Raw genomic sequence first — 401 nt, forward strand, 5'->3', positions numbered from 1 at the left:
GGGTTGGCGTTGACGCCGGTGGCGGTGTTGATGTTCCGGTTCAACAATCCGGATGCGGCGATGGTGCTGTTGATGACCGCGGCGGCCTATTGCGCGGTGCGGGCGCTGCACAGCCATGGGGCGCGGTGGATGGTGTTGGCCGGGGTGGCGTTGGGGTTTGCGTTCTTGGCCAAGATGCTGGAGGGGTTGATGGTGATGCCGGCGATCGGGGTGATGTATCTGGTCGCGGCGCCGGTGCTGGTGCGGAGGCGGGTGGTGCACCTGGTGGCCGCACTGGTGGCGTTTGTGGTGTCGGCCGGTTGGTATGTGGTGCTGACGTTGGTGTGGCCGGCCTCGTCGCGGCCGTATCTGGCCGGTTCCACCGACAACAACTTCATGAACCTGGTCCTGGGCTACAACGG

At 65.6% G+C, this 401-nt stretch carries 1 protein-coding gene; it reads left to right on the forward strand.

The annotated features are described in order from the left end of the window. Positions 1 to 401, forward strand: a 401-nt coding sequence (locus SBI67_RS29065; RefSeq protein ID WP_318983908.1) for a glycosyltransferase family 39 protein, incomplete at both ends; no start/stop codon positions are given.

The organism is Mycolicibacterium chengduense, from assembly GCF_033741155.1.
Taxonomy (GTDB): domain Bacteria; phylum Actinomycetota; class Actinomycetes; order Mycobacteriales; family Mycobacteriaceae; genus Mycobacterium.